This is a genomic window from Paenibacillus hubeiensis (genome assembly GCF_032334105.1).
GTDB classification, from domain to species: domain Bacteria; phylum Bacillota; class Bacilli; order Paenibacillales; family Paenibacillaceae; genus Paenibacillus; species Paenibacillus hubeiensis.
In genome coordinates this window covers 113,563-128,742 of sequence record NZ_JAVYAE020000014.1, presented here as the reverse complement: position 1 = coordinate 128,742, position 15,180 = coordinate 113,563, and the positions used below count along the sequence as shown (strand labels likewise).

At 51.9% G+C, this 15,180-nt stretch carries 16 protein-coding genes; 10 read left to right on the top strand and 6 right to left on the bottom strand.

The features are described 5' to 3' along the window. The first annotated feature begins 39 nt into the window (after window positions 1-39). Window positions 40-1,017 carry an AraC family transcriptional regulator gene (locus tag RSX24_RS26080; RefSeq protein WP_343262206.1) on the top strand — a complete coding sequence of 326 codons (978 nt, stop codon included), beginning with the start codon at window positions 40-42 and terminating at the stop codon, window positions 1,015-1,017. A 120-nt stretch (window positions 1,018-1,137) separates the two neighbouring features. Here RSX24_RS26080 and RSX24_RS26075 read toward each other — a convergent pair whose 3' ends face one another. Continuing rightward, a complete protein-coding gene (locus RSX24_RS26075; protein ID WP_343262205.1) occupies window positions 1,138-1,959 on the bottom strand; it encodes a DUF1129 domain-containing protein in 822 nt (273 codons plus the stop codon). A gap of 426 nt (window positions 1,960-2,385) precedes the next feature. Here RSX24_RS26075 and RSX24_RS26070 point away from each other — a divergent pair, with 426 nt between their 5' ends. The 3 genes from RSX24_RS26070 to RSX24_RS26060 all read left to right on the top strand — a co-directional run bounded on the left by RSX24_RS26070 (window position 2,386) and on the right by RSX24_RS26060 (window position 4,658). Then, window positions 2,386-2,619, top strand: coding sequence for a hypothetical protein (locus RSX24_RS26070; protein WP_236420627.1), 234 nt, complete (start codon window positions 2,386-2,388; stop codon window positions 2,617-2,619). A 261-nt stretch (window positions 2,620-2,880) separates the two neighbouring features. Then, the gene (locus tag RSX24_RS26065) at window positions 2,881-3,714 is read left to right on the top strand and encodes an alpha/beta hydrolase (RefSeq protein ID WP_236420628.1); all 834 of its coding nucleotides are present in this window, start codon (window positions 2,881-2,883) and stop codon (window positions 3,712-3,714) included. A 158-nt stretch (window positions 3,715-3,872) separates the two neighbouring features. After that, entirely contained in the window at window positions 3,873-4,658 is a 786-nt protein-coding gene (locus tag RSX24_RS26060) for a DODA-type extradiol aromatic ring-opening family dioxygenase (protein WP_343262204.1), read from the top strand. Between the two features lie 134 nt (window positions 4,659-4,792). Here RSX24_RS26060 and RSX24_RS26055 read toward each other — a convergent pair whose 3' ends face one another. Both RSX24_RS26055 and RSX24_RS26050 read right to left on the bottom strand, forming a co-directional pair. Then, window positions 4,793-5,008 (bottom strand): hypothetical protein, encoded by a 216-nt coding sequence (locus tag RSX24_RS26055; protein ID WP_236420630.1) that lies wholly within the window; start codon window positions 5,006-5,008, stop codon window positions 4,793-4,795. Window positions 5,009-5,188: 180 nt separating this feature from the next. Then, entirely contained in the window at window positions 5,189-5,722 is a 534-nt protein-coding gene (locus RSX24_RS26050; RefSeq protein WP_236420631.1) for a DoxX family protein, read from the bottom strand. Between the two features lie 352 nt (window positions 5,723-6,074). Here RSX24_RS26050 and RSX24_RS26045 point away from each other — a divergent pair, with 352 nt between their 5' ends. The 4 genes from RSX24_RS26045 (at window position 6,075) to corA (ending at window position 10,308) form a co-directional block, all read left to right on the top strand. Further along, a complete protein-coding gene (locus RSX24_RS26045) occupies window positions 6,075-7,139 on the top strand; it encodes a DUF3048 domain-containing protein (protein ID WP_343262203.1) in 1,065 nt (354 codons plus the stop codon). A gap of 266 nt (window positions 7,140-7,405) precedes the next feature. Next, entirely contained in the window at window positions 7,406-8,020 is a 615-nt protein-coding gene (locus tag RSX24_RS26040; RefSeq protein WP_339276077.1) for a DUF47 domain-containing protein, read from the top strand. A gap of 13 nt (window positions 8,021-8,033) precedes the next feature. After that, window positions 8,034-9,032, top strand: a complete 999-nt coding sequence (locus RSX24_RS26035; protein WP_236420634.1) for an inorganic phosphate transporter — start codon at window positions 8,034-8,036, stop codon at window positions 9,030-9,032. Window positions 9,033-9,348: 316 nt separating this feature from the next. Continuing rightward, a complete protein-coding gene (corA, locus tag RSX24_RS26030) occupies window positions 9,349-10,308 on the top strand; it encodes a magnesium/cobalt transporter CorA (RefSeq protein ID WP_236420635.1) in 960 nt (319 codons plus the stop codon). A 174-nt stretch (window positions 10,309-10,482) separates the two neighbouring features. Here corA and RSX24_RS26025 read toward each other — a convergent pair whose 3' ends face one another. Continuing rightward, a complete protein-coding gene (locus RSX24_RS26025; protein ID WP_343262202.1) occupies window positions 10,483-11,568 on the bottom strand; it encodes a DNA alkylation repair protein in 1,086 nt (361 codons plus the stop codon). A gap of 166 nt (window positions 11,569-11,734) precedes the next feature. Then, window positions 11,735-12,346 carry a tyrosine protein kinase gene (locus RSX24_RS26020; RefSeq protein ID WP_343262201.1) on the bottom strand — a complete coding sequence of 204 codons (612 nt, stop codon included), beginning with the start codon at window positions 12,344-12,346 and terminating at the stop codon, window positions 11,735-11,737. 456 nt (window positions 12,347-12,802) lie between these two features. Here RSX24_RS26020 and RSX24_RS26015 point away from each other — a divergent pair, with 456 nt between their 5' ends. After that, complete coding sequence (locus RSX24_RS26015) at window positions 12,803-13,093, top strand: YerC/YecD family TrpR-related protein (protein ID WP_017690665.1); 291 nt, start codon at window positions 12,803-12,805, stop codon at window positions 13,091-13,093. 4 nt (window positions 13,094-13,097) lie between these two features. Beyond that, entirely contained in the window at window positions 13,098-13,877 is a 780-nt protein-coding gene (locus tag RSX24_RS26010; protein WP_343262200.1) for a sirohydrochlorin chelatase, read from the top strand. Between the two features lie 165 nt (window positions 13,878-14,042). Here RSX24_RS26010 and RSX24_RS26005 read toward each other — a convergent pair whose 3' ends face one another. Then, window positions 14,043-14,759, bottom strand: a complete 717-nt coding sequence (locus RSX24_RS26005; RefSeq protein ID WP_343262199.1) for an NPP1 family protein — start codon at window positions 14,757-14,759, stop codon at window positions 14,043-14,045. Between the last annotated feature and the right edge of the window lie 421 nt (window positions 14,760-15,180).

Here is a 15,180-nt window from a genome sequence, read left to right as displayed (position 1 = left end):
CTTATCCATTGGATAGGGGCTTTTCGGTGTAAAAGGGCCATGCCCAAAACAGTTCCTGTAACGCTTGCGGGCGGTACCCCGCCGGGAGATAATAAAGGGAAAAGAGCGTGGCCCGAAAGGAAGGATGAAATGCTTGCATTTCGCTTGAGTAGGCTGCCGGATGCCCGGCTGCCTTTATATCTGTATTGCGTAGGTACCCATGAAGAGAGAGCGCTGATCAGAGCGGATGGCTTCCCGGTGTACCAACTGTTTTTGTCGCGGAGCGGAGAAGGGCAGCTTAACGTTTCCGGTGAGGGGACGTGGAAGGTAACCGCCGGACAATTGTTCGTGTTGGCCCCTGACAAGGGTTATGAGTATTGCCCGCGTTTCAAAACCGATTGGGAGCTGGGGTACATCGGCATCGGGGGCGATGCGGCAGCTTCCATCCTGCGGGCCGCAGGTTTGTTGCAATCGGGGCCCCGAACGCTGCATGATTTCGAGCAATTCTGGTCAAGAATGACGGCGCTATGGCACTCCTTGAATCAAGGTTTGGGACCGGATGCGTGTTGGGAAGTTTCGGCCATGCTGTACCAGCTCATTCTGGATTTGTCGCGTTGGATCGATGGGGAGCCAGAGAATGCAGCCAAGAGAACGGGACGGGTTGCCAAACCGGCAATCCAAGCAGGACTCCAGCATCTCGGCCAGTCTGACCCAAGGCAGGAGGCCTTTGACCGGGCGGTCGACTTGATGCATATGCATTACAGGGATGATTTGCTCCTGAAACATGTTGCGGAGGCCGTCGGCTATTCGGTGCAGCATCTTAACCGGATTTTCCATCAAAAGCATGGTATAACGGGACACCAGTACATGCAGCGCCTGCGTTTGCGCAAGGCGGCGGATTGGCTGAACGAGCATCCGCATGCCAGCGTGAAGCAGGCCGCCGAGACGATCGGCATGGAAGTGAACTATTTTATCCGCATGTTCAAGCGGGAATTCGGGGAGACGCCGGGAAGATCCCACACCCACGCAAGAGAATGAATACGGCCTGCGAGAAAGAATATGACCACCTAGGTGGCATCGCAAACAAACGGGCGGACATCCGCGCCTCCTGCGGGATCAGAAAAGGCTGCCGAGTTCCCGGCAGCCTTCTTACAAACACTATAGCTTCTTGTTCCCGAAGATCGGTCTCAAGGTAAACAGTCCCGCCAAGCCGATCAGCAAGCTGACCCATGGCGGGAGCCAAAAGACCGGAAAGCTGTCACGCAGCGGGTATCCCACGAACAAAACAACGAGCACGATGGCGATATAGATCGCGATGCCGCGAAGATTGACTTGCGGACGGGTCGTCAGGTCAGCGCCTTCGTCATCCGGTCGCTCCGCCAGCCGGCGCAGCGTTTCCACGAGAGCGATGCCGCCTACAGCCGCGACGATCAGCGTGAACAGGCTGATGTGGCTGAAGGGTCCCGTATCTCCGTCGGTCCAGCCCATGAACAGCCCTGCTGCGCCCTGCATCAGCAGTACGACCGAAATGGCCGCCCATGCGATCATGATATACCATTTGAGCGTACGTTTCGTTCGAGCAGGAGGTTCGGCATCGTCTTGTTCTCCATCGTTTTCCTCTTCATGCTCGGGTTCGGGCGTCCACGTTTGGCTCAGAGAGTTCTTCATGTTTCCGTACCGAGTTACGGGAGCTGTCGTCATTTCTTCCGCGGTGCTGTCTTCTGCACCAAGGCGCGCAAATATATCTTTTTCCAGATCTTCGGCATATCGCGCGCGAGCGGACTCGCCGTTCTTCTGGGCTTGCACGATCGCTTTGCCTTCTTCGAGAATCCATTCTTCCTGCGTTTTCTCGTCAACAGGGATTTGGCGCGCAATGTCGCTGATCTGGTTGTACAATTTTGCATTTTCGGGAGTCATTTGGCTTAGTTCGGTAATTTGCCGATTCTGTAATTCTTTAAGCTTCTTATAAGAAATCCTCAATGATTGCTCCTCCTGTCTAAACACGCTACGGTATCCGGGTTAGGCAACCCTGACGATATTTTAGTATACGGGAAGGGCTCTCATTTCGCAAAGTCATTCCTTATAGAAAAGCTGTTTGTGATTCACCCACAGGCCGATGAAGGCCAGTACGACACAGGTGCAAAGAAGTGTCAGTTTGCCGTGGCTGCGGATCCATTCGATGAGATGTTCCATGATTCAAATCCTTTCGCCCGAAATCACCGGGTTCGAAAAACCGGCTTCGTTGTCGCTTTCCGTTGATGTATAGAATTCCCGAAATACTGGCAGAGATATACCTGTACATGGAACGTATTGTATCAATATGGTGAAACGTGAATAAAGAACGGCCGCTTCCTGCACAATATAAGCAATTTCCAACAGAATTCAGGGATGGGAGCGTGCGACAGGATGAATCAGAATCATAGCGAATTGACCCGCCGGCTGCTGCTGAACAGCAATTCCCGAGGCGTCAAGGATGAAGTGATTCCTATGGGACAAGAGGCGGAGGATGTCGAACTGGCTGGCGAATTAACGGAAGATGGCATCCATCAAGAAAGCATTTGGAGCAGTCTGGATGATGCGGCAGATGATTGGCAGGGACGGGTGGAAACGCATGAGATGTTCCGTCGGAGTTACGAGTAACCGGTAAGACTTCGGATCGGGTAGGGCCAGCTGACAAGCTGGCTTTTTTGCTATGGCCATAAAGTGATCCCGGATCGAGAATATTCAATTCCTGCAGGCCATTGCCGATAAAAGACGAATACAAAACCAACAAAACAAGCGATGCTTTCGTTGACTTTGTGCAGTGTACAATGATAATATACAGTTAACTTCTTTAATTCACATTAAACTCATCGGATTTATATATTATGAAATTGGAATTTGTGGAAAGGGGCAAGCGATATGGAGCGTCAGATCAGCATACGTCATGGGCAGGAGGAGCTTACGGCCACCATTCATTATCCGGTCGTTCAGGACATCAAGGAGGTTAACGCGCAGCAGAAACGCGTACCGCTCGCGGTGATCTGCCATGGGTTCGTGGGCAGCCGGATCGGCGTGGACCGCCTGTTCGTCAAGACCGGGCGCGAACTGGCCGAAGACGGGTATCTGGTTCTGCGCTTTGACTACATCGGGTGTGGGGAGAGCAGCGGCGAATACGGCGCGGAAGGCCTTGAATCGATGATTGCCCAGACGCGCTCCGTGCTGGATTATGCGGTAAACTGCAGTGACGTTGACCCTAGCCGCATCACCTTGATCGGACATAGCTTGGGCGGCGCGGTTGCGCTGTTGACGGCCATTCGCGATAAACGGGTCAAAAATCTCGTAATGTGGTCTTCCGTCGGGTATCCTTTCAACGATATTGTGAAAATCACCGGACGCGACGTGTACGATGATGGAGTGAAGCATGGTCATGCGGACTATTTGGGATACAAATTCACGCCGCGTTTCTTCGAATCGCTCGCCGAGCATCAGCCGTTTCAGGAAGCGGTCAAATTCAACGGGGATGTTCTGGTCGTTCACGGCACGTCCGACGACGTTATCCCGGTGGATTATGCGTTTCTGTATCAAAAGGTATTTTGGATGCGTCAGGAAGGACGCTGCGACAAGGAGATCATTTTCCAGGGAGACCATACGTTCTCGTCCGGCAAAGAGCGGGAGCAGTTGATTAACCGTACCAGGGAGTGGCTTGGCGAACGCCAGAAGATCGAACAGGATTGGCAGCACTGGATGATCTGATTGCAGAGATGAAACAGGTCCTGAATGCATCAACAAGGTGAATGGAGTGTATCACGGGCTCGGCTTGGCGGCTCCAGGGGATGTAAGCTTGGAAAAGCGCCTTCTTCGCGGTAAAATAGAAGAGTAACCATTCTATCCGTGTCTGGAGGTTGGCAGCAATGACATTACCCGCATTATTCATTGCACATGCTTCCCCCGCCCTGGCGGTGGAAAGCAACGACTACACTCGTTTCCTGAACCAGCTTGGAGAGAGGCTGCCGGCTCCGAAGGCTATCGTGGCATTCACGGCCCATTGGGATTGTCCCGAACCGTCCGTGACCATGGACGAAACGCATCGGACTTTGCATGACTTTTACGGATTTCCAGCAGATATGTATGATCTCGATTATCCAGCCCTTGGCATGCCAAGCCTGGCCAATGAGATTTGTGCGCTGTTTGCACGAAGCAACTTGCAGCATCTTCCGATCACCGGGCGTGGGCTTGATCATGGCGTATGGGTTCCGCTTTTGCATATGTACCCGAAGGCTAACATTCCGGTTGTGGCCGTATCCGTCGATTCCTTGCGTTCCCCGCAGGAGCAGTATGATATTGGTCGGATGCTGGAGCAGCTGAGGCATGATGACGTGTTGATCGTAGGCAGCGGGGGAATGGTGCATAACCTGCGTCTGCTTGGCGACAGCAAAGAACCGCAGGATTGGGCGGTGGAATTTGACGATTGGATGGGACAGCGGCTCGAGCAATGGAATACGAGGGAGCTGTTTCAGTACGACAAAAAAGCCCCGCATGCTCGCATGGCCGTACCTTCCTATGGAACGGAGCATCTGGCGCCATTGTTCTATGCCATGGGCACGGCAGATATGACGCGCAAGGCGAAAAGGCTGTTTCAAGCCTACTCCCACGGAACGCTTAGTCTGAACTGCTGGCAGTTCGGCGACGACGCATAACTTGGAGCAGACGACAGGGAATATGTGGAAACAGACCGCGTTGCGTAGGATGGACTCCAACAAAATGACATTGATCTTGTAAAAAGGTTCCGATCCCATTCATCAAGAAGGGAGGAACCTTTTTTGGCGTTGGATCAAGACTTCCGAATCTCGAAAAATTCGCAGTCGGTACGGGCGTGATAGGCGAGATCGCTTACGCTGGATTGAATGACGATGGTGTTGCTGTCAAAACGAATGATAATGCCGCCGGAATCGATCTGATGATTGTCTTTGAAAACACGAATTCGGTGCTGGCGATCCATCGCTTCCTGAAAATCGGCATCCGTCTCAAGACGGCGGTTAATGGCCATGTTTGCTGCTCCTTTGGCTTGTCTGGTATATGTTCATCATAATATGTCTTTCTACAGAGGGCAAATGCATACGGGTCAATCCATCTGCGTCGGGAGAAAGCTGGCCTTGGCGAAAGTAAGCTCGAATTCATAAAAAAGCCCCGCTCCGAATTGGAGCAGGACTTCCGTATTATTTATGAGTTACGCTGTTTTTTGTGCGCTGCTTATGGTTGGTGTATCTTTTGGACCTTTGTTGCGAGTGAACAATCCGCGGAGGTAAGGCAGTACCCAACGATCCAGGCCGATTTTACCAGCATTTGCGCCAGCGACAACCAGGAAGATTTCCATCAGTACCAATTGGGCGTTCGTGCTCACGGTGCCCGAGAAGAGGAACGCGAAGTTCATGACCATTCCCATCAGCGCTGCCAGCGTTGTGAAGCATCCGAGGATGAGGCCGACACCGACGAGGAATTCACCGAGCGGGATCAGGAAGTCGAACAATCCTGCATTCGGAATCGCGAATTTCTCAAGGAACGTTCCCCACCAAGCTTGCACTGCGGGATGGTCACCCGTTGTTTTTTCCAAAGCGCCTTGCAGGAACCCGCCTGCCGCGAATCCGCCGGTCAATTTTTCCCAACCGTGGGTCATCCAGTCGTAACCGATGTAAACCCGAAGCACCGTCAAAATCCACATTGCCACTTTATTCTCTCTAAGCCATACGTTGAAGCTGAACATATAAACCACTCCTTCATGGGATGTATTGAATTTTTTTGTTTTTTGGTTTCTCTAAAGTGATCACCTTTGATGTCTTTATTGTATAGTTCCAACGTCATTTTGTTTGTGATTAAAATCACAATCTAATTCAAATTTTAAGTAAGGACGTTTTAGTTCACATTTTATCCACATTGTTGTTCGTTTCCTGCGTTTCATTTCAAAGATTCAAGGGTAGACAATCCCGCCTAAAGCGAAGACAAACCGGGCCGTCTGTGATTAAATGGAAAGAAATACGTGGTAATGGCGATCCGCATCGAGATTGGAGCACCCGGAAATGGAAGCCATATTTCAAACCATCGGGAGGGACCATCGATTGAAGTTATGGAAATGGAATAAAAGCAGAACAGCCGCGTCGCTGCTCATTGTCGCCTTGAGTCTGTCCGCCTGCCAAAACAAGGAGCTTGCGCAGCCGACGCCGGAGCCGGTGCCTGCTCCCATTCAGGAAGAACAGGTGCCGGAAGAGGAGCCAGCGGCGAAGTTCAAGGCACCATTGACGGGGTTGCCCAGCGAAGAAGCGATTACCCGCCGCCCGCTGGCCGTTATGATCAACAATGCGCCGGCCGCTCGTCCCCAATCCGGGCTTAGCTCCGCCGACATTATCATGGAAGTGCTTGCAGAAGGCGGAATTACGCGGTATATCGCCATTTTTCAAAGCGAAGGCGCAGATGAAACCGTGGGACCCGTGCGCAGCATCCGTCCGTATCTGATCGAGCTGGGGGAGAGTTATGACGGAGTGCTGATTCATGCAGGCGGAAGTCCGGAGGCGTATTCCATTTTGCAGAAGCAGCAAAAGCAGCATATGGACGAAATTTCGAACGGGGGCCCCTATTTCTGGCGTTCTTCCGATCGCAAAGCCCCGCACAACCTGTACACTTCATCGGACAAGCTAAGGGAAGGCCTGCAGAAAAAAGGGTATGACCATGACAGCCTATCTCCGGTTTACCTCTACAATGAAGAAGGCTCTACGGCTGCGGGCGAAGAAGCAGCGGCGTTTGACGTGAAATATTTGCTCGATAGTTACCGCGTGACGTATGAATATGATGAAGTTAGCGGACGATATATGAGACTGGTCAACGGGAAGGCCGATGTGGATCAGGATAACGGCGAGCAGCTCGGTGCTGCCAATATCATCGTGGCGGGCGCCGATCACAAAGTGCTCGATAGTGTGGGCAGATTGTCCGTCGACGTGGATCAGGGCGGTGAAGCGATGTTGTTCCAAAAAGGAAAAATGATTCGGGGTCAGTGGGTCAGAAAGTCAGGGGATATTATTCGTTTTATTTATAATGGAAAAGAAGCCAATTTGATCCCGGGGAAAACGTTCATCTCCATCGTTCCGAATTCGCCTGATTTTGCAGGACACGTTCAAGTGAAACAATGAAAAACCGTATCGCAATGTCGAAAAATATAATGTCGAATAATGTAAAATAATGACTTTGGGTGGAGAAGTGTAAACGCAGTGTAAAATGTGAACATCATTTTTCCACTCTTTCCATATTATTAAGATTCATTTCAGAAATGTGTGATAAGAATATAAAAAAGGATCGCAGGTTTTGTACAAACCGTGAAACAAATATGATAAGATAGCAAAGGTTGTCATTTCATGTTTCAAGGTTATCAGCATTTTCTCGTAAAGGGGATAGAACGATGAAGTTTAAGAAGAAGGATATATTTTTCGAAACATTGGAGAATATGGCGGATACTGTCGTACAAGCGGCTGACTACTTCTCCCAGCATGTTTCCAACCTTCAGGATGTGACTCTGTTTACCAATGAAATGAAGAAATACGAGTCCAAATGTGACGACTACGTGCATACCATCATTATGGAGCTCAACAAAACATTCATTACGCCGATCGAGCGTGATGACATCATGGAACTGACAACAACCCTTGATGACGTATTGGACGGGCTTGAAGCAACGGCTTCCCGTTTCTATATGTACCAACTGACCGAGCCGGACGAATTCATCGTGCAGTTTGCGGAAATTTTGCGCCAATCTGCGTATGAAATCCAAAAGGCCGTTCATTTGCTGTCCCAGAAAAAATTGCTGGCGATCCGCGAGTATACGATCCGCATCAACGACCTGGAGAACCAAGGCGACGAAGTATTGCGCATGTGCATTAAACACCTGTTTGCCACGGTATCCGATCCGATCGAGTTGATCAAACGCAAGGAAATCTACGAGCGTCTTGAGACGACGACGGATGCTTGCGAAGACGTAGCGAATATGCTGGAATCCATTATCATGCGTAATTCTTAAGGAGCCATAGAACATGGAAACAACGATTTTGGTATTAGGTATAGTCGTCTTCCTTGCGCTGGCTTTTGACTTCATCAACGGGTTCCACGACACGGCGAATGCCATTGCAACGTCGGTGTCCACGCGGGCGCTCACGCCAAGACGCGCGATTCTTCTCGCGGCCGTGATGAACTTTGTCGGGGCGATGATGTTCACCGGCGTGGCGAAGACGATCGGGGGAAGCGTGACCGACCCCACGAAGCTGGACAACGGGATCGAAGTCGTCATCGCCACCTTGATCGCCGCGATCATCTGGAACCTCGTGACCTGGTGGTTCGGCATTCCGTCCTCTTCATCCCATGCACTGATCGGTGCGCTTGCCGGCGCGGTATTGGTGGGAGCGGGATCGGACAAGGTAAAATGGAGCGGTTTTATCGATATTGTCGGAGGTTTGATTCTTTCGCCGCTGATCGCGTTCGCGATCGGTTACGTGGTCATGATTATCCTTAAATACATTTTTGCCAGACGCAGTCCGCATACGGTGAACAAAGGTTTCCGTACGGTTCAGATTTTCACGGCTGCATTGCAGTCGTTCACCCATGGTACAAACGATGCACAGAAAGCGATGGGGATTATCACATTTGCACTCGTGGCTGCCAAAGTCCAGGATCACCTGGAGGTTCCGCTTTGGGTCAAAATTTCTGCGGCTACCGCCATGGCCTTGGGTACGTCCATCGGCGGATGGAAAATCATCAAAACGATGGGAACGAAAATTTTCAAAATTGAGCCGATCAACGGTTTTGCTGCCGATTTGTCTGCCGCTTCCGTTATTTTCACCGCAACTTTGCTGCACCTGCCGGTAAGTACGACGCATGCGATTACGTCGGCCATTCTTGGCGTAGGTTCCGCGAAGCGTTTCTCTGCGGTCAAATGGGGCGTGGCCGGGCGCATTGTCGTGACATGGTTCATCACCATCCCGATCTCGGGCCTCCTTGCAGGATTGTTGTACTGGATCATTTTCGACGTCCTTTAAAGGTAGAAGCTGTGAACAAAAATTTCCGCATGCCGCGGAGCGGCTGTTCATAACCGTGTGAATATCGGGATATGTGGACAATTTTTCATCAAAAAGAACGAACGCCTGTGCATGAACGTGTGGACAGGCTGGATATGTGGATAGCCATCCGTGGAATGATAAACCAAAAGCAAATAGATCCTGTGGATACAGGACGCTGTGGATAGAAATGAGAGAAGCCAACAGGGTTGGCTTTTTTTGTTTTGGTTTCGCACGGGACGTGCGGCCGTTCACGTTGTAAAATAACGTCAAGCCTATGAATAAGGACGTGATCAGCATGATTCGTACACTCGCCATTACGCGGGAACACCAGGTCTCCGTTAATCAGCCCCTCACAGACCTTATACTGGAAGACTACGCCTGGGTCTGGGCCGATTTCAGCAAGCCGACGGAAGAGGAGAGCCTTTTGCTGGATACCTATTTTCATTTCCATCCGCTGGCGATCGAGGATTGCTTGCATGTGCTGCAAAGACCCAAGCTCGATTATTACGATAACCTGCAGTTTTTGGTATTGCATGCGCTGAATCCGCAGACGCTCGAGGCCGAGGAAGTGGATCTGTTTTTGGGCTCCAATTTTCTGGTCTCCTATCACCATGGCGAGCTGAAGGAAGTCGATGAAGCATGGCAGCGGATTTTGCAGCATGCCCACGAACGCACCATATGGGCACGGGGGCCGGTTGCAGCGGCGTATACCGTGATGGACAAACTGGTGGATCATTATTTTCCGTCCCTGTTTGCCATCGAAGACGAACTGGCCGAACTGGAAAACCGGGGCGGACAGGAATCGGTGGAAGAACTGATGAACCAGGTGTTCGACCTGCGCAGCCGCCTGCTGAAGCTCAGACGAACGATCGTACCCATGCGGGACTTGCTCTACCGGGTGGTCAACTCCCAGCATGTGCAGCGAACGGGTGAGCATACCGCGTATTTTACCGATATCTATGACCATTTGCTCAAGCTGACCGACATGATCGAGGCAGATCGGGAAATGACGGCAGACTTGCGTGACAGCTACATATCGCTGAATTCCAACCGGATGAACGCCATCATGAAAACACTCACGGTCATTACGACCATTTTCATGCCATTGACGCTGATTGCCGGGATTTATGGCATGAATTTTGCCTATATGCCTGAGCTGCAATGGAAATATGGGTATGGTGCCGTCATGCTGCTGATGTTTGTGCTTGGCGGAAGCATGGTGGCCTGGTTTGTGAAGCGCGGCTGGTTCAAATGAATATCCCCATGTGGACAAGTCGAAACGTTCCTCGAAGATATGCAGTGTTGATAAAAAAACGGAGTGTTGCCTGCTCCGGCGCGAGAAAGACATCTTCATAGACGAAGATGTCTTTTTTGTCGTCTGGATTTGTCGCGGTTGAGCCGTTTTTGGACGAACGATTACTGTACCACATTATTCGCCCAAGGTAAACGTGGTCGAAGCAGCGGGCTGTCCATTAACGAGGATCGTTAAGGTATGTTCGCCGGGATAGTAGACCCGTGTTGTAATAACCTTGAACGATTGTTTGGTGGCCACGCGGGTTGTTCCAGACGAGTAACTTTTGTCCGAACATTTGAAGCGCTTGGGCGCCTGTTTGCCGTTTGCTTTCATATAACCGATCTCATATTCGATGCGCAGCATCTGGGGCTGTCCGCTATCATTCAATACATGAAAGGAGAAATGAAGCTCATCCCCCACAGAGATGCTGTCCTTGGCAAGCTGCAGCTGTTCGATGCGAACGGCTTCCTGCTCATGGTAACCGAAGAGGGCCAGCGCTTGGGGATGACCCTTCTTCAACAGGGAACGGCAGGCATGCCGGACGATCCAATCCGTATGCGGATGCTTCCCGTGCCAGTCGGCGGCCAAAGCGAGAACAAGGTCCGGATGGTCCTTCGAAATGTCGTTCAGGTGATTGGCGACGCTTTTGCGAACGTATAACGATTCGTCCTGCTTCAGAGCGTTTAGAATAGGCAAGGCAGGTGTCGGATCGGCGATGAGCGATCGCAATTTGGAGCCCCAAGGCAGGCGGGGCCGGCTGCCCTCGCTGGCGAGCCTGCGAACGTGCTCGTCGGCACTGCTCGTCCATTCCAGCATGCGTTTGAGCGTTTCTTCGGGGTACTTCTCGATAAACGGGCGCACCGCGAACTCCGAACTGGAATAGGGTGTGAATGTCGCAAGATATTCCATGGACAGTTCGTAATGCTCGGGCGCAAGCCCGTTGACTTCGATGAAATCCGGCACGAACAGGCATTCCACGCCGCGCAAACGGGGGGCTGCCTGTTCGAGCACATGCAGCGCCTCGGCATAGTCGCCCGGCAGCACTTCGGTCATGGACAGGGCAACGCGCCGAATGCGCCCCTTGAATTCCAATTCGTCCCATCCTTCGGCGAATACCAGATCGCGGAAGCGATGCTGGTCCAATGCCGGGGCAAACTGCTTGAGCAGCATGCCTGTCCGTTCAATCAGGGCTGGGGTGTATTTGTCTTTGAATAGTTCCATGGGCCGCCTCCTTTTGCTTACCATCCAGTATAACCTAAAATCGGAGAAATGAGAACATCAGTTCTTTTTTTGTTGGGATAGGATGGATTGGGGGAGGCGAGCTGGCGAGGTCCGTGCAGCAAAAGGCATCCCCTTTCCAGGAAAGAGAGATGCCTTGGTATTGTCGTTAACGTTTGCTGCTCTTGGGACGACGTTTAGCGGGATTCGATTTCTGCCGGCGCGTGGTGCCCGATGATTTCTTGCCCGATTTGCGCTTGCGACGGCGGGGCGATGTGTAATCTTCGTAATCTTTTTCCGCGGCTGAACTGCCGTTGGTGGTTTTGCTCTTGCCGAAGGGAAGCATGCCCATGAACAGCTTCACCATCGGGGCCATCTGCTGAATGCTGCCGACGACTTTTTGCATTTTGCCAATGCCGCTTATGATGCCATCGATCCCGCCGAAGCGGTCAATCATTCCTTTGAGCTCGCCAAGGTTGGCCAGCGAAAAGCCGGTGCTGCCGGAAGCCGAAGAGTTTTGCACGGGTACCGCAGGGCCGGAAGATCCGGAACCGCCACCGTAAAACGATTCTCCCGGCGCGTTCTGCCCATAAGGCACGATGCTTGATGCTTCCGCTTGGCCGAATGAAAATTGGGGTTCGACACCCGGATACATGGACTGGGTCTCGCCATCGGTCAACGCACGCTGCGCCGGCGCGTAAGCGGAGGTATTCGCCCGATGATGCTTGGAAGACGGACGCTGCCGTGGCGCTGGCGGACGGTGATAATAATGCTGTGGCATACATGATCACGTTCCTTCTGTTATGGATTTTGAAATTGCGTTCCGGCTCCTTGGCCCCAAGAGACCAAGGGGACTGTCGATGCGGAACTCCCTTTTGCTACAATGTATGTCATTCGCGGAGAGACGGCGTAGGCGGATACCCCGAGAAACGGGATATTTGCGGATTTGGGCGCATGAGGCGCCACAGGGAGAAAAGCGCCGGGAAAGCAGTTTTGACACAAAATTGTAACAAATAAGATGAATGAAATCCTACATAATTCATCGGGAATAAATGGGCCAAAAAAGGGCGAAATCCCGCCTATGGCCTTGGATGTCCACTGAGAGTGGACATTTGTATGTTTGTAAGCGATAACATGTATTTTTTCTCTGTAGTGCGTGAAATCGTTAACGCTTGAAATACCAACTCATGCTGAGTACAATGAAGGTACACAGTAACCGCTAGGGGATGATAATAAAATGCAGCTGAAGAAGCTAAATGATAAAAGTATTGAACAACTATTCGAAGCGATTTTGACGTTGAAGGATATCGAGGAGTGCTACGTCTTCTTTGACGACCTCTGCACCGTAAACGAAATTCAATCCATGTCCCAGCGGCTGGAAGTGGCGCGCATGCTTGGCAAAGGGAACACGTATAACCAAATCGAAGCAGAGACAGGCGCGAGCACGGCAACGATCTCGCGCGTAAAGCGCTGCCTGAATTACGGCAACGACGGTTACAAGATGACGCTGGAACGTTTGGGACGCTAAGACGATGAAACCGGGCGTTCTCATCATCAGCCACGGTTCACAGGAACAGAGCTGGGTGGAATCCGTCGATGAGGCGATCTCCCGGCTGCAGCTGCCTGCGGCGCTGCCTGTTGAAGCCGGTTTTCTTGAACTGGTGGAAGGACGATTGATCCAGGACGGTATCGACCGACTGGAGGCAGCCGGGGCAACGGATCTGTTGGTTGTTCCCCTGTTTGTGTCGTCGGGCAGCACGCATGTAGATGAGATCGAGTATGCCATCGGCGCCAAGCCGGCGCCGGAGCGGGAAACCGATCTGGAGCCGTTTCGGGTCTCGGCAAGGGTACATTTCGGTTATCCGGTCGATAGCGATCCCGACATCGCCGTCATGGTATGGGACAAAGTAAAGCCGTTGTCCCGGCACCCGCAGGAGGAAACGATCCTGCTTGTCGGACATGGGAGCGTGCATGACGGATTCCGCCAGCGCTGGGAAGAAGGAATCTCCTCGCTCGCTGGGCGGGTAAGGGATATCAGCGGCGTAGCGCATGCGGATGTTGCTTTGCTTAATCCGGACAACGTGCACGCCAAGGCAAAGTACTGGAGCGAGGAGCGGGGATGCCGCGTCATTGTGGCGCCGCTGTTTTTGAGCGCCGGTTATTTTACGATGAAGGCGATTCCCCATCGGCTTAAAGGGCTGGACTGCGCATACAGCGGAGAGACGCTGCTGCCGCATCCGCTGCTTGGCGGGTGGCTGGAACGCCAGATTGGGATTTTGCTGCAACGATGCCAGGAGCATCGGGAGACATGATGGTTCAATGAATGAATGATCGAATGAATAGCAAGCTTTTTGTTTCGCAGGCGACATGGAATAAAGGCTTTTTACGATATACACATACACAAGGAAAATCCCTGTCTTTCTCAAAGGCAGGGATTTTCCGCGTGCTCAGTATGGCGTGCTTCGGCGGCGAATGAGTCACTTGAACCAGGCTTTGGCCAGGTTGTTCACGAAATTGCTGTCATTCATGGGCACGTTGGCGCTGCCGAAGTCGGTAGTGTTCAGTGCATCTCTTGCTGCGGGGGTCAGGTCGTCCCAGCCGATTAGCGGCTGCTTTCCGCCAATGGTACCGTCCACGCCCAACTCGTGGTTAATGGGCCAAGTGCTGTTATACGTGATCAGGGGGCTGCTGCCGCTCATGCTGGTGCTGCTTGGTGCAACGTTGGTAAATTGGCCGTGGCCCGAATAAGCGATGGACAGGACCTTCGGTTCGGGAACGGCGGGATTGTCTACCCAGACGACGATGCCTTCCCAATCATGCCGATGGCCAAGGCCGGGAGAAGGCGAATCTTTGGGGAAGTACCAGGCATACATGATGGCCCAGACGCCGTTGTACCAAGCCGAGCGGGAGTATACTTGCCCGGTGCTTTGGCTGCACTGCCCATTGGATGCACCGCTTGTTTGCAATCCGCCGCTGGTGTTGCCTGCTGCATCGACTGCAGGGAAGGGCACGCAGCCATGATACACCTTCAGATAGGGCTGAAAGCGCTTGGCTGCCTGCTGCGTGACGGTTGCCGGCGTCACTTCCGCAAAGCCGACGACCTGGTCGTGGCCGATCACGGCTGCGGATGCGGCAGGGATTACGGTGAAGGCGGTCATCATGGCCGCAAGAAGCAGCAGCGTTATTTTTTTCATGCACATCGCTCCTTCATTCTGCGTTATAATGTAAGATACTGTATTTCTACCGAAATCATAGCAACGATATGTCAATGGAGACGGGTAGTATTTTAAATTTAACGTAAATAAGACCGGGGGCTCAGGTTAAATCGCTGACGAGCGGGCAGAATGGATGATTGATTAAAGGATTTGAAAAAGGACGGTACGGCCTGATTCATCGGGCTGGAAGAAGGTTTATGGTGTGGAGATACATATCGGATAACGCAGGGAGACGGAGCCTTGAAAGGCTAGGACATCTTAACATTTGATGATATGATATAACATATTGGCTTTGGAATCAGATGGAATTCCTTGTGCATAGATATAAAAAGAATGATATATATTCGAACGGCATAAACGGAAATGTGTTGTTTCGTAAAATATGCGAAGGTACGGAATC